The organism is Catenulispora rubra (assembly GCF_015356825.1).
Lineage (GTDB): Bacteria > Actinomycetota > Actinomycetes > Streptomycetales > Catenulisporaceae > Catenulispora > Catenulispora rubra.
Window position 1 is genome coordinate 20,556 of record NZ_JAACYW010000113.1, and the last position, 12,565, is coordinate 33,120.

General features: G+C 71.1%; 9 protein-coding genes. 4 read left to right on the forward strand and 5 right to left on the reverse strand.

The window, feature by feature from the left end:
* The first annotated feature begins 40 nt into the window (after positions 1-40).
* Entirely contained in the window at positions 41-838 is a 798-nt protein-coding gene (locus tag GWK61_RS27600) for a thymidylate synthase (RefSeq protein WP_194912929.1), read from the forward strand.
* A 20-nt stretch (positions 839-858) separates the two neighbouring features.
* Here the strand turns inward: GWK61_RS27600 and GWK61_RS27605 are convergent, their stop codons facing one another.
* Entirely contained in the window at positions 859-1,479 is a 621-nt protein-coding gene (locus GWK61_RS27605; RefSeq protein ID WP_194912931.1) for a TetR/AcrR family transcriptional regulator, read from the reverse strand.
* Between the two features lie 16 nt (positions 1,480-1,495).
* Here GWK61_RS27605 and GWK61_RS27610 point away from each other — a divergent pair, with 16 nt between their 5' ends.
* A complete protein-coding gene (locus tag GWK61_RS27610; RefSeq protein ID WP_194912937.1) occupies positions 1,496-2,425 on the forward strand; it encodes an NADP-dependent oxidoreductase in 930 nt (309 codons plus the stop codon).
* On the opposite strand, the gene GWK61_RS27615 is transcribed toward GWK61_RS27610, so the two are convergent.
* From GWK61_RS27615 to GWK61_RS27625, 3 genes are all read right to left on the reverse strand, one after another.
* Positions 2,422-4,419 carry an ABC transporter ATP-binding protein gene (locus tag GWK61_RS27615; protein WP_194912938.1) on the reverse strand — a complete coding sequence of 666 codons (1,998 nt, stop codon included), beginning with the start codon at positions 4,417-4,419 and terminating at the stop codon, positions 2,422-2,424. The two genes, GWK61_RS27610 and GWK61_RS27615, sit on opposite strands and share 4 nt — an antisense overlap.
* On the reverse strand, positions 4,416-6,305 hold the full coding sequence (locus tag GWK61_RS59815) for an ABC transporter ATP-binding protein (RefSeq protein WP_194912947.1): 1,890 nt from the start codon (positions 6,303-6,305) through the stop codon (positions 4,416-4,418). The genes GWK61_RS27615 and GWK61_RS59815 overlap by 4 nt, the downstream gene beginning before the upstream one ends.
* 106 nt (positions 6,306-6,411) lie before the next feature.
* Positions 6,412-7,662, reverse strand: coding sequence for a YhgE/Pip domain-containing protein (locus GWK61_RS27625; protein ID WP_194912962.1), 1,251 nt, complete (start codon positions 7,660-7,662; stop codon positions 6,412-6,414).
* A gap of 331 nt (positions 7,663-7,993) precedes the next feature.
* Here GWK61_RS27625 and GWK61_RS27630 point away from each other — a divergent pair, with 331 nt between their 5' ends.
* Together GWK61_RS27630 and GWK61_RS27635 are read left to right on the forward strand one after the other, a co-directional pair.
* Entirely contained in the window at positions 7,994-8,299 is a 306-nt protein-coding gene (locus GWK61_RS27630) for a hypothetical protein (RefSeq protein WP_194912948.1), read from the forward strand.
* A 192-nt stretch (positions 8,300-8,491) separates the two neighbouring features.
* Positions 8,492-11,527: a cell wall-binding repeat-containing protein gene (locus GWK61_RS27635; protein WP_194912954.1), complete on the forward strand. Its 3,036-nt coding sequence runs from the start codon at positions 8,492-8,494 to the stop codon at positions 11,525-11,527.
* An 862-nt stretch (positions 11,528-12,389) separates the two neighbouring features.
* On the opposite strand, the gene GWK61_RS60930 is transcribed toward GWK61_RS27635, so the two are convergent.
* On the reverse strand, positions 12,390-12,560 hold the full coding sequence (locus tag GWK61_RS60930; protein WP_369125617.1) for an LAVTG motif-containing sortase-dependent surface protein: 171 nt from the start codon (positions 12,558-12,560) through the stop codon (positions 12,390-12,392).
* Positions 12,561-12,565 lie beyond the last annotated feature (5 nt).

A 12,565-nucleotide genomic window follows, 5' to 3' on the forward strand; every position in this document is an offset into this window, starting at 1 on the left:
GCGGGCGCTCCCACGAAGCCGTAGGCGGTACCGTGCACGCATGCCCGACACGCAGTACGAAGACCTGCTCCAGCGTGTGCTGACCACCGGTGCGGTCAAGTCCGACCGCACCGGTGTCGGCACGCGATCGCTGTTCGGACACCAGCTCCGCTACCGCCTCCAGGACGGCTTCCCGCTCATCACGACGAAGAAGGTCCACTTCAAGTCCGTCGCCTACGAACTGCTGTGGTTCCTGCGCGGCGAGGGCAACGTCCGCTGGCTGCAGGAGCACGGCGTGACGATCTGGGACGAGTGGGCCGCCCCCGACGGCGACCTCGGACCGGTCTACGGTGTGCAGTGGCGCTCCTGGCCGACGCCCGACGGCCGCCACATCGACCAGATCACCGAGGTCCTGAACCAGCTGCGCACGAACCCTGACTCGCGCCGCATCATCGTCTCCGCCTGGAACGTCGCGGAGCTGGCGAACATGGCCCTGCCGCCGTGCCACGCCTTCTTCCAGTTCTACGTCGCCGACGGCGAACTGTCATGCCAGCTCTACCAGCGCAGCGCGGACATGTTCCTGGGCGTGCCGTTCAACATCGCCTCCTACGCACTGCTGACCCACATGATCGCGGCGCAGACCGGCTTGGCCGTCGGCGACCTGGTCTGGACCGGCGGCGACGTGCACGTCTACGACAACCACGTCGAGCAGGCACGGTTGCAGCTCACGCGCGAGGCGCGGACGTTCCCGACGCTGGAGCTGAAGCCGGCGGATTCGCTGTTCGACTACGTATACGAGGACATCGCAGTGCTCGGATACGACCCGCATCCGGCGATCAAGGCGCCGGTGGCGGTGTGACGTTGGATTGAGCGGGCAGCTCAGAGCGTCGGCGAAGGCTGCGGCAGCGCGTGTGCGCCCTCGGGTCGCAGGCCGTCGAAGATGATCGCGAGGTAGCGGCGCCACAGGTCCGGTGGGGCGTCGGGGACGTAGCCGCTGACGTAGTTCGGGGCGCACATCAGGAGGAAGACGTCGGTGCCGGTGACGTCCGGGCGGACCGCGCCGGCTGCGCGGGCTCGGGCGACCAGGTCCTCGATGGCTTGGAACAGGGCGGCTTGGGCCTGTTTCACTTCGGGCTTCAGTTCTCCGGCGGCCATCAGGAACGACAGGTCGCGTTGTTGGCGCTGGTGGCCTGCGGCGATCAGGAATTCCAGAAGTGCCGCCCCGGGGTCCTCGGCTGTGAGCAGGCGTTCGCCGACGGCGCGCAGGTCCTCGACGCGGTCGAGCACGATCGCGGCGATCAGGTCGTCCTTGGTCGGGAAGTGGCGGAACACCGTGCCCTTGCCGACTCCGGCGCGGCGTGCGATGTCCGCTACTGAAGCCTCCAAGCCGTGCTCGGCGAACTCGTCGGCGGCGGCGGTGAGCAGCAGCGCGCGGTTCCGGGCGGCGTCGGCGCGCAGCGGACGGGAGGCTTCGGGCGTGGTCGGAGGGGTAGTGGACAAGCGGGATTCGAAGGTGATGAAAGCCGTCGTCGCCACCGACTACGGCCTGCCCGAGCAGTACGAGGTCGCCGAGGTTCCCGTGCCACGACCGGGGCCCGGGCAGATGCAGGTGCGGATCGCCGCGGCCTCTGTTAACCCGGCCGACGTGAAGCTGCCCAGCGGTGAGTTCGATTTCGCCGGAACCGTCACCGACCTCGGCGAAGGCGTGAACAGCTACGCGGTCGGAGACGAGGTGTTCGGCACGGCCGTTCCCAGGGTCCTGCGCGCCATGGCCGGCACGCGCCCCTCGCTCGGCACCGGCGCGATGGCCGAGTACGCCGTCGTCGAAGCGGACACGCCGCTCATCGCGCACCGCCCCGCCGCCCTCGCCGCGCCGGATGCCGCGGCGCTCGCCACCGCCGGCCAGGCCGCGCTGGCGACGGCGCGCGCCGCGAACGTGCGGCCGGGGGAGCGGGTGCTGCTGGTCGGGGCGACCGGCGGGGTCGGTACGGCGTTGCTTCCGTTGCTCGCTGCCGCGCAGGCGCACGTGATCGCCACAGCGAGCGACGCGGACGGCGACGCCGAAACCGTGCGCACACTCGGCGCCGCCGACGTCATCGAATATCAGGAGTCTGACTACCCGGCCGACGTCGACGTCGCGATCAACGTCGTCCTGCCGGGCGACCGCCTGTCCGCCGTAGCCAAAGCCCTGCGCCCGGGTGGCAGACTCCTGACGATCACCTTCCCGATCACCACACCGGACATGCTCGGCCGCGACGACGTCGAACTCCGCTTCATCCTCGACATGGACGCCGAACTCGCCTCCATGCACGACGTCGCCGAGGCCGGCGCCCGCGGCGAACTACGCGCCACGATCGCCCGCCGCTACAGCCTCGACGAAGGCCCGCAGGCGTGCGCCGACTTCGTGCGGCGGCACACGTTGGGGAAGCGGGTCGTGGTGGTCTAGGACGTTGTCGAGGGGCCCGAATCGGCATCGTCCAGGTAGGCGCGCGCCTGCAACGTATACAGCTGCGCGTAATGCCCGTCGGCAGCCATCAGTTCCTCGTGGCTGCCGGTCTCCACGACCCGGCCGCCGTCCAGCACCACGATCAGATCCGCCGCGCGCACCGTGGAGAACCGGTGCGACACGAACAACGTGATCGCTCCCTGCTCCCGGCGCTCGGCGGCGATGCGGACGTGCCGGTCGAACACCGCGGCTTCGGTGATCGCGTCCAGGGCTGCTGTGGGCTCGTCCAGCACTGTCAGCAGCGGCTGCTCGCGCATCTGGCCGCGGGCCAGCGCCACCCGCTGCCACTGGCCGCCGGACAGCTCGCGGCCGCCGGGGAAGTAGCGGCCGAGCTGGGTGTCGAGGCCGTCGGGCAGTTGCGCCAGGACCCCGCCGGCCTCCGCGCGCTCCACAGCCGAGGCCAGTGCGGCGTCGTCGTCCAGCCGCGGGAGGTCGCCGACGCCGACGGCCTGGCGGGCCGGCGTCTGGTAGCGGACGAAGTCCTGGAACGTCGCCGTGAGCCGGCCGCGCCATGAGGCCAGGTCCAGGTCGGCCAGGTCGGTGCCGTCGATCAGGACTCTGCCTTCGCTCGGCGCGTACATGCCGGTCAGCAGCTTGACCAGGGTGGTCTTGCCCGCGCCGTTCTCGCCGACCAGCGCGACCGTGGAGCTGGCCGGCAGGTCCAGCAGGAGGTCGTGCAGCACCTGCTTGTCGGAGTTCGGGTAGGCGAAGGCGGTGTGCTCCAGGCGGATGCCCTCGGCCAGGGTCTGCGGCGCCTCCATGGTGCCGGTCGGGATCTGGGTCTTGGCGTAGTCCTGGAGCCAGAGCATGCGCTTGGCGTTGCGGATGGACTGCGCCAGGCTGCCGGCGGTGTCAGAGGCCGTGGACAGCTGGCTCTGCACCCTTCGCAGCAGGCTGACGACCATCACGATCTCCCCGGGCGACACCTGGCCGTGGGTGGCCCGCAGGACCAGCACGACGATCGCCGCGATGAAGAACGCCGCGTAGAACAGCCACCCCGCGGCCTCCCACGCCGCACCGCGCAGCGCGGCGCCGACCGCGGACTTGCGCACCGCGTCGCCGAGTTCGTGGTGGCGGGTCGCCAGGTCGTCGGCGATGCCGTAGGTGCGCAGTTCCTTGGCGGTGTCCGCGGAGGTGGTGATCACGAACAGGTCGCCGAGCAGCCGGCGGTCGTCGGCCAGGTCGGTCTCGTTCTTCTTGGCGATCTTCGAGGCGCGCCGGCTCGCCAGCGCCGGGGCGATGGCTGCGATCGGGACCAGCAGGACCGGCAGGTAGACCGTGGCCAGCAGGACGGCGATGGTGCCGATCCGGATGGCGTTGGAGACCATGCCGGTGATCTGGCGAGGCGCGGCGGCCAGGCCGCGGCGGCCGTCGCGCAGCTGCTCGACCTCGCGCAGGACCTCGGGGTCCTCGTAGTGCTCAAGGCCGGGGATGTCGTTGACCATCCCGGCGATGCGCTCGGCGTGGTAGACGTTGACGACGTCGGTCAGCGGCGAGCCCTGCGCGACGGCGAGGTTCTGCAGCAGCCAGCCGGCGCCGAACAGGACCGCCACGACCACCACGCCGACCACGACGCGGGTGGCGTCGTGGTGGAGCGCGGCGTCGACGAGGATGCGGTAGCCGATCGGGTAGCTGACCGAGGCCGCGGTGCCCAGCAGGCTCATCAGCGCCGCGGCGGTCATCATGCCCGGGGCGGCGCGGAAGCCGGAGCCGACGAGGACGCCGAACAGGCGGCGGCGCTGGCGGCGGCGGGCCGGTTCGAAGCTGCGGGGCGGTTTTTCGTCGGTGGCGGTGGGAGTCGCGTCGTCGGGAGCCGAGTTCGAGGCCGCTTCAGGAGCCGTGTTCGGCCCCGCGCCGTGAGCTGCGCCCGGAGTCGCGCCGTTAGCCGTGTCCGGGGCCGCGCCGCGCGCCGCGTCTGGTGCCGTACCGCTCATGCCCTCTTCCGTCCCCCGGTGAATGCCGCCGCCTGCTTGGTGAACAGGTCCGCGTAGGTGCCCGCGCGGGCCAGGAGCTCGCTGTGGCTGCCGAGCTCGGTGATCCGGCCGCCGTCCAGCACCGCGATGCGGTCGGCCCGGCGGACCGTGGAGAACCGGTGCGAGATCACGATGCTGGTCACACCCTGCGTGATCTCCAGGAACCGCTTGTAGAACGCTGCTTCGGCGCGCACGTCGAGCTGCGCCGTCGGCTCGTCCAGGATCAGGACCGTCGCGCCGCGGGAGATCGCGTACAGCGCACGGGCCAAGGCGATGCGCTGCCACTGGCCGCCGGACAGGTCGGTCCCGCCTTCGTACTGCGGGGACAGGATCGTGTGCCGGCCATTCGACAGACCCTCGATCAGGTCTGTCGCACCGGCGCGCTCGACGGCCTGTTCAAAGGCCGCCTCATCGACCGGATCGCCTAGAAGGTTCAGCGTGATGTTGTCTTCGGCGGTGAGCGGATAGCGCGTGTAGTCCTGGTAGACCACGGCGATCTGCTTCTGCCAGTCGCGGACTTTCAGGTCGTTCAGCGGTACGCCGTCCACCAGGATCCGGCCGTGGCCCGGGTCGCGCAGCCGGGCCAGCAGGGTGACCAGCGTGGTCTTGCCGGCGCCGTTGATCCCCACCAACGCGGTCGATTCCCCCGCGTGGAGCGTCAGATTCAGGTCGCTGTAGACCTCTGATTCACCGCCGGGGTAGCGGAAGCCGACGTTCTCGAAGACCACGTCCCGGGCCGGCATGCCCGCCGGGTCGACGCTCCCGGCGCTGCTGTCCGCCGGGTCCGCGGTCGGCACCAGCGACTCGGTGAGCGCGTCGAGGTCGGGCAGCGCGGTGAGCATCATCTCCAGCTGGAAGTCGGTCATCGAGACCGTGCCGACCGACATCGACGCCGGCAGCATCGTCAGCATCACCGCCAGCGTGCCCAGGCCGATCTCGTGGTGGTACGCGGTCCAGCCGAGCGTTCCGGCGCCGAGGGCGATGACCGCGAAGACCCCGATGCCCACGGCCGCCACGCGCCGGGCCTGGCGGCGGATCTCGTGCCAGGTGGGAGTCAGGCCGCTGACGTAGTGGGTGCGGTGCTCGGCGGCGAGCCAGCCGCCGAGGCCGAAGACCCGCGTCTCCTTCGCCGCGCCCGGCCGGGTCGCCAGCGCGAACAGGTACCAGGCGCGCCGCAGCGGCACGCCGGCGGCCCGGAAGCTGCTGACCCGGGTGCGGATCAGCTTGCCCAGCGGATGCCGGACCGCGATCCACGCCGCGAACATCGCCAGGCCCAGCCACCAGCGGAAGGTGCACAGCACGACGCAGGCCATCGTGCCGGACAGCCGGCCGCCGAGCTGCGCGGCGATGGTCATCGGGGCGTCGGCCGGGGCGGCGTTCATCAGCTGCCCCTGCGCGTTGGCCAGCTGGTCCAGGGTCTCGGCGTCCTCCAGGTGCGCGATGCCCGCCGGGGCGCTGACCGCCGTCACCAGCCGCCGCTGGAGCGCGACCACCATGCGCGCCCGCACGACGGAGGACAGCGCGTCTTCCGCCGGACCGCGCAGCAGCGACAAGCCGTAGCAGACCCCTGCGATGGCCAGCGCGACCAGCAGCGAGTGGCCGGCGCCGGAGCTCAGGCCGTCGCGCGCGGCGGCCGGGATGCGGCCGGTGGCGCGGCCCATCGCGATCAGCGTCAGGTTCGGCAGCGCCGCCTCGGCGACCACGAACGCGGCGACGGTCCAGGTCAGCGCCGGGCTGACGGAGGTCAGCAGGCGCACGGCCCGGACACGCCGCGAGGCCTTCAGCGCGGACAGGGGATGCGACAAGCGTGACGTGACTTGCCGGATCGGTGACGGTGGCTTCGGCACGGGGTCCACCGTGACGGAGCGGCCCACGGCGGGGCAACCGTGTTTTCCGACGGCGAACAGGCGGGTCGGTCTAGTGCGTCAAGTCGGTCTGGTCGGTCTGGTCGGTCTAGTCCGTCTGCGGCGGCATCGGCTGCGGCGTCAGGCGCCGCAGGCCCTTGCGGTCGTAGTACTGCGTCATCGCGAAGCCGAAGACCAGGGCCCCGGCGACGCCGACCGCGATCATCAGCCAGGCGCGCATTAGGCCGGCGTCGGCGCGGGCGTCGAAGTAGAGGATGGCGCGGACGCCGCCGGCGAGTTGGCGCATCGGTTCGAAGGCGCCGAGGAAGCGGTAGATGGTCGGCGCGGCCTGGAGCGGGACGGTCGCGCCGGAGGAGGGCAGGGCCAGGGCGATGAAGACGAACATGGAGACCAGCTGGCCGATGCCGCCGAAGGCCGCGTTGATGGCCTGCACGCCCAGGCCGATCGCCAGGCAGGCGCAGTAGGAGAAGATCCACAGCAACGGGATATGACTCGCGTCCATGCCGAGAATGGCGATGCAGGCCAGCATCACCATGCTGGTCGTGAGCAGCGAGATGCCGGCGGTCATCACCATCTTCAGCACCAGGGTCTGGGTCCGGGTGATCGGGACGGTCGGGCGCCGGGTGTGCCAGGGGCCCATCTCGCTGTCGGCGTAGCCCAGCGCGGTGTCCACGCCGGAGTGGATCAGGTTGCCGCTGATGAAGCCGGCCAGGACCAGCAGCAGCGCGTAGTAGAAGGCGCTCAGGCCCAGGCCGCTGTGCCGGCCGATGACGTGGCCGACCTGGACGGTGACCGAGACCGGGTCGGCCAGCAGCAGCCGGGCGGTGGCGTCCAGGCTGGAGGCCGCGGGGGACGCGGTGAGCTGCTTGCCGATGGTCAGCGAGGACTGGTGGGCCGCGTTCTGGGTGACCTGGGAGGCCAGCGAGGAGCCCAGGCTGCCCAGGCCCGGGTTGGTGAGCACGGTGATCGTCGGGCGCACCGTGGCGCCGCCGGTGACGAGCGCGCCGATCGACGTCGTGAAATCGGCGGGGATCTCCAGCGCGCCGTAGACCTTGCCCGAGGCCAGCATGTCCTGCGCCTCGGCCGGCCCGACCTGCTTCCAGTCGAACTGGCTCCTCGGCGACCCGGCGACCACCGCCTGCGCCACCTGCGCGCCGATGTTCTGCTGCTGGCCCGGCAGCGGCGCGCCGGTGTCGGCGTCGACCAGCGCGATCGGGAGGCGGTGCAGGTTGCCGTTCGGGTCCAGGATGCCGCCCATGTAGAGCAGCGAGAGCAGAAGCGCCACCAGCGCCGCGAGGACGGCCGGGATCAGCCACAGCTTGGGGCGGCGGACCAGCATGCGCGCGGTGACGCGGTGATGCGGCGGCTCGGGCCGTGCGGGCTGCGTGGGCTGCTCGGGCTGCGTGGGCTGCGCGTCCTGCGTGGGCTGTGCGGGCTGCTCGCTCGGCTTGGTCGGCTCGGTCGGCTCGGTCGGCTCGGGCTGCCCTGTGGGGGAGGTCACGGTGGTCACCGTAGTACGGCGTCGCAGGTGGGACGGTGTGCGACACGCTCGCAGGCTAAGGGCGCGCCGACCCGCGACCAGTTTCCCCCGGCGCGCGGGTCTGTATTGGCAGCGGGCGCAGAACGTGCGTTGCGAGGGCTCTGAAACTCCCAGAGGAGACAGAACGGATATGAGTACCCATATCATCCAGTACGAAGTCAAGCCGGACCAGGCCGACGAGAATCAGCGCCTCGTCGAGGCCGTCTTCGCGCAACTCAAGGCCGAGAGGCCCGAAGGTCTGCATTATGCGACCTTCCGCATGGAGGACGGCGTAAGCTTCATTCACTTCGTCGCCTACGACGACGATGACGCCGACTCGTTGCGTCCGCTGGCCGCCTTCCAGGCTTTCCAGCAGAATGCTGCGGAACGCATCATCGCTCCGACACGGCGCGGCGCCGCGACCCTCGTGGGCTCCTACGGGTTCCTCGGGGAGTGAGAAACCCCACAGCTCACGCATGATTCCGGGGTCTGCAGGACACGAACCGGTCACGGTCTCGTACCGGAACTTGTCCTGCGGGTTCCCCAGTGGATAGACATCAGTCGCCGTTCCTGAAGATTTCATGAAGTCGCTGCTCCGCCGGTACTTCGGACAGGACGGATGCCACCACAGGGGAAAGGGAATCCATCAATGCCGAACGCCGCTCAGCGGCGGCGTGCGCAGGCCGTGATGGCGGGGGTCTTCCCCGTCGCCATCGCGCTTGTCGCCGCGTCCGCGTCCGCCTCGCCCGCGCAGGCCGACACGCAGCACCACAACACCACCAACAAGATCCTGGCCGACGCGCACCCGGCGTGGGCGACGGCCGACAAGGATCGGGGGGCCCTGCCGGCCGCACAGCAGATCAGCACCCGGGTGTACCTCAGCGGGCAGGACTCGGCCGGGCTGGCCGCCGCGGCGCGCGCCGCGTCCGACCCGAACAGCCCGTCCTTCCAGCACTACCTGACTCCGGCGCAGGTGCAGGCGCGCTTCGGGGCGACGCCGGCGCAGGTCGCCGCGGTGCAGAAGTGGCTGACCGGCGCGGGGCTGAAGGTCTCTGGGGTGCAGAGCGACTGGATCGACGCGGTCGGTGACGCCGCCGCCGTGCAGCGCGCCTTCGGTACGCAGATCAAGGACTACCAGGGCACCGACGGCTCGGTGAAGTACGCGGCCTCCTCCGCCGCGGTCATCCCGGCCGACGTCGCCGACTACGTCAACGGCGTCTCGGGCCTGTCGCAGGCCTCGGTGCGGGTGCACGCGGACTCCGCGAAGGTCAACGCGAGCAACGCCGCGAACCAGACCTGCTCGCCCTACTGGGGCGCGACCACCAGCTCGGCGTGGCCGGCCGGCGTCAACCCCGGCCCGACCGCGCTGCTGCCGTGCTCGTACACGCCGCAGCAGCTGCGCGACGCCTACGGTGTGACCAAGTCCGGGATGACCGGCAAGGGCGCGACCATCGCGGTCGTCGACTGGTACGGCTCGTCGACCATGCAGGCTGACGCGAACCAGTTCGCGACCGCGCACGGCGACAAGGCTTTCGCGCCGGGCCAGTACACGGACATGTTCGACTCGTCGCAGTGGACGAACCAGACGGCCTGCGGCGGCACCGCGGGCGTGGCCGGCGAGGAGGCGCTGGACGTCGAGATGACGCACGGCCTCGCCCCCGACGCGAACATCGTCTACGTCGGCGCGAACTCCTGCACCGACGCGGACCTGATGGCCGCCGAGGAGAAGATCGTCGACAACCACCTGGCGGATGTCGTCTCCAACTCCTGGGGCGAGATCATGCACACCACCGACGGCCAGGACCTGGACCCGTCGTCGATCGCCGCCTACGACCGAATATTCCAGAAGGGCGCGGCCGAGGGCATCGGCTTCGACTTCTCCACCGGCGACTGCGGCGACGACGACCCGGCGAACTTCACCGGCGGCGCCGTGAACTGCGTCCCGGATTCGGCGCGCAAGCAGACCGAGTGGCCGACCAGCGACCCGTGGGTCACCGCGGTCGGCGGCACCACGCTGGCCACCGACTCCGCGGGCAAGTACGCGTGGGAGGCCACCATGGGCGACCACACGGCCGTGGCCACGCAGGGGGACGCCGCGTGGGCGGCGGGCCCGGGGCCGAACCAGAAAGTCCCGTTCTCGTTCTTCTTCGGGGGCGGCGGCGGTGTGTCCGAGGACATCGCGCAGCCGTTCTACCAGGCCGGTATCGTGCCCTCGGCGCTGGCGAACAGCGGCCACGGCAGCACGAAGCCGATGCGGACCCTGCCGGACGTGGCGATGAACGGCTCGCTGGCCAGCTCGGTGCTGGTCGGCATGACCGACGGCACCACGAAGCAGTACGGCGAGGGCGGCTACGGCGGCACCTCGGTCGCGGCTCCGGAGTTCTCGGCGCTGCAGGCCGACGCCAAGCAGGCCGCGGGCCACGCCTTGGGCTTCGCCAACCCGGCGCTGTACGCGCTGAACGGCACCTCGGCGTTCCACGACGTGACCGGGTCCCCGGCGGGGCAGCCGTCGGTGCTGGAGGGCATCTACACCTCGGCCGCCAACCCGACGCGCGGCACGATGTTCCACGCCGGCCAGGACACCTCGCTGTCCGCCACCGCCGGCTACGACGACGCGACCGGCCTGGGCTCCCCGGCCGACGACTACCTGTCGAAGATCGCGACCGTCACGCCGCTGCAGCCGCCGACGCCGCCGATTCCTCCGACTCCGCCCACGCCTCCCACGCCGCCCACCAACCCGGCGCCGGGCGTGCCGGTCGTGAAGCGGGTCTGGGGCTCGGACCGCTACGGCACCGCGATCACCGTGTCGCAGTCCTCGTTCCCGAAGGCGGGTTCGGCCAAGGCCGTGGTCCTGGCCACCGGCGAGACCTTCCCCGACGCGCTGTCCGGCGTCCCGCTGGCCACCGAGAAGGGCGGCCCGCTGCTGCTGACGCCGTCGCACGCGGCCAACCCGGCCGTGGTCGCCGAGATCCAGCGGGTCCTGGCGCCCGGTGGCAAGGTGTACGTCCTGGGCGGTCAGAACGCGGTCTCGGACCAGGTCGTCTCGGCGCTGGGCCTGCCGGCCGCGCAGATCACCCGCCTCGGCGGCACCGATCGGTACGCGACCTCGCTGCAGATCGCGAACCAGGTCGGCGACGCGTCCGGCAAGGTCATCCTGGCCACCGGCCACGACTTCGCCGACGCCCTGACGGCCGGCCCGTTCTCGGCCACCTACGGCAGCGCCGGCGCCCCGGCGGCGATCCTGCTGACCGACGGCCGCGAGCTGTCCCCGGCCGTCGCCGGCTTCGTGGCCGGCGCGCACTCGGTGGCGGCGGTCGGCGGCCCGGCCGAGGCCGCGGCCGCGCACCTGCCGAACCGCGACGCCTCGGCGCAGTTCGCCGGCGCGGACCGGTACGCCACGGCGTCGCTGGTGGCCGGCACGTTCTCGGCGCCGAAGACCGTGGGCGTCGCCACCGGCACGCAGTTCGCCGACGCCCTGACCGGCGCCGCGATGCTGGCCGCGGCGCACAGCCCGCTGCTGCTCACCGACCCGGTGCGGCTGCCGGACGGGACCGCCGCCACGCTGCACGGGTTCAGCCAGGCGCTGGCCGGGGGCTCGGTCGAGCTGTTCGGCGGGCCGGTCGCTGTTTCGGACGCGGTCGAGGGGCAGGTCGCCAAGGCGGTCGGCGGGCGCGTGGCGCCGTAGCCGGTCGTTGTGTCCTGATGTGAGTGCTTGAGTATGTGAGTTCGCTGGCTCAGGGGTCGTCCGTTTTTCGGGCGGCCCCTAGCTCGTTTTGCTGCGGTTCGCGTGATCTGCGTGATCTGCGTGACGAAGCTGGCCGGTGACATCTCTGACCAGACCGATGAAGACGACGAGCCATGCTCCGGTGGCGATCCACACCAACGCGTGTCCCACGCCGGTGAGGTGGCTCCAGCCGGTGGCTTTCGCCACCTCGGACGTCGCCGCTCCCATCATGCCGATCGGGAAGAGGGCAGTTTTGGTGGTGCCGGGCTGGCTGGTGCTGGCGGGTGCGTTGGGTGGCTCGGTGGTGCTGGCTGCGGTGCTTGAGCCGGGCTCGTGTTCCGAAGGTTGCGGGTTCAGGTCACCGCCCTTTCGAACACGGGCTGCGTTCTGGCCGCCGCCACTGCGGACGCTAGCGTTCCCTCCCGCGTCGGCCCACTGTGGCGTGGCCGTTCGGGTGATTCAGCGAGTGAGCGGTACCCGTCGTGCGCGGACGATCCGTTGGCTGATACGCCATCCCTGTTCCAGGCGTACGACGGTGTCGTCGTAGGTCACGCTGCCGCACGCTCCGTCGGTCGTGATGCCGATGCTTTTGGGCACGGTCGCAGGGGACTTTTACGAGCGCGCCCGCGAGGTCGATGCGGTGAGCGCCGACGTGAGCGTCGACGAACTACTGGCGCTATCTCCAGCCCTACGGCTGGAACTAACAACAAAGCCGAAAGCCCCGCAGCAGCCTAGGATTCACGGCGCTACGGGGCTCCGACACAACGCGCAGTTCACAACACGCAGTACGCACTGCGCGCGGTGCAGTGGGAGTGCTACCGCATCAGGAATGCGAGCTCTGCTTCTTGCTACGGCGGGTGTAAACCATCATCCCGCCGCCCGCAGCCACCAAAGCCAGCGCCCCGCCGGCCAACGGCACGGTGTTACCGGCGCCGGTGTGGGCCAGGCCGCCGGTGGTGGCGTCGGGCGACGGCAGAGCCCGCACCACGGCCACGTGCC